Origin of the sequence: Streptomyces sp. KR55 (genome assembly GCF_052245645.1) — a bacterium.
GTDB lineage: Bacteria > Actinomycetota > Actinomycetes > Streptomycetales > Streptomycetaceae > Streptomyces > Streptomyces flavusporus.
The window spans coordinates 1-1,378 of the sequence record NZ_JBQQCE010000902.1 but is presented as its reverse complement, the minus strand read 5'-3'; the positions used below and the strand labels follow the sequence as shown (position 1 = coordinate 1,378).

The 1,378-nt window shown below is 71.1% G+C and carries 1 protein-coding gene; it reads left to right on the top strand.

Annotated elements, in window-relative coordinates; genetic code table 11:
- Positions 1 to 1,324 (top strand): glycine betaine/L-proline transporter ProP (proP, locus tag ACTWQJ_RS51390; RefSeq protein ID WP_443313203.1); only part of this gene is annotated, 1,324 nt, incomplete at its 5' end.
- Positions 1,325 to 1,378 lie beyond the last annotated feature (54 nt).

Below are 1,378 nucleotides of genomic sequence, written 5' to 3'. Positions count from 1 at the left end.
CACCGTCACCGACCCGGCCCTCGTGAAGCGCGCCGTGAAGGCGGCCGCGCTCGGCAACGCCATGGAGTGGTTCGACTTCGGCGTCTACAGCTACATCGCCGTGACCCTGGGCAAGGTCTTCTTCCCCTCGGGCAACGCCACCGCCCAGCTGCTGTCCACGTTCGGCGCCTTCGCCGCGGCCTTCCTGGTCCGTCCGCTGGGCGGCATGGTCTTCGGCCCGCTGGGCGACCGTATCGGCCGCCAGAAGGTCCTGGCCCTCACCATGATCATGATGGCGATCGGCACGTTTGCCATCGGCCTGATCCCGTCGTACGCGGCGATCGGCGTCGGCGCGCCGATCCTGCTGCTGGCCGCCCGCCTCGTGCAGGGCTTCTCCACCGGCGGCGAGTACGCGGGCGCGTCCACCTTCATCGCCGAGTACGCGCCCGACCGGCGGCGCGGCTTCCTCGGCAGCTGGCTGGAGTTCGGCACGCTCGCCGGCTACATCGGCGGTGCGGGCCTGGTCACCCTCATGACCGCCCTCCTGTCCTCCGAGGACCTGCTGTCCTGGGGCTGGCGGATCCCGTTCCTGATCGCGGGCCCGATGGGCCTCATCGGCCTGTACCTGCGGATGCGCCTGGAGGAGACCCCTGCCTTCGCGGCGGAGGTCGAGAAGGCGGAGTCGGCCCGGCCTAAGGTGCCGCTGCGCGAGATGATCTCCGGCCAGTGGAGGGCCCTGCTGCTCTGTATGGGCCTGGTGCTGGTCTTCAACGTCACCGACTACATGCTGCTGTCGTACATGCCGAGCTACCTCACGAGCGAGCTCCACTACGACGAGACGCACGGCCTGCTGGTCGTCCTGGGCGTGATGGCGCTGATGATGATCGCCCAGCCCTTCACCGGCGCCCTGACCGACCGCATCGGGCGCCGCCCGGTGATCGCGGCGGGCTGCGCGGGCTTCCTGGCCCTGTCCATCCCCGCGCTGCTGCTGATCCGCCAGGGCAGCCTCGCCGCTGTCGCTCTGGGCATGGGCGCCCTGGGCCTGCTGCTGGTCTGCTTCACGGCGGCGATGCCCTCCGCCCTCCCCGCCCTGTTCCCGACCCGGGTCCGCTACGGCTCCCTCTCCATCGGCTTCAACATCTCGGTCTCCCTCTTCGGCGGTACGACGCCGCTGGTGGTCACGGCGCTGATCGGCGCGACCGGCGACATGATGATGCCCGCCTACTACATGATGGCGGCGGCCGTGATCGGCGGTGTCGCGGTCTGGTTCATGACGGAATCGGCGGGGCGCCCCCTGCCGGGTTCGCCGCCGGCTCTGGAGCCGGGGGAGGCGGTTAAGCGCTGACGCGGGGGCGTGCCCGCGGGCTCGCCCCGTCGGTCCACGGGCACGCCCCCGCAG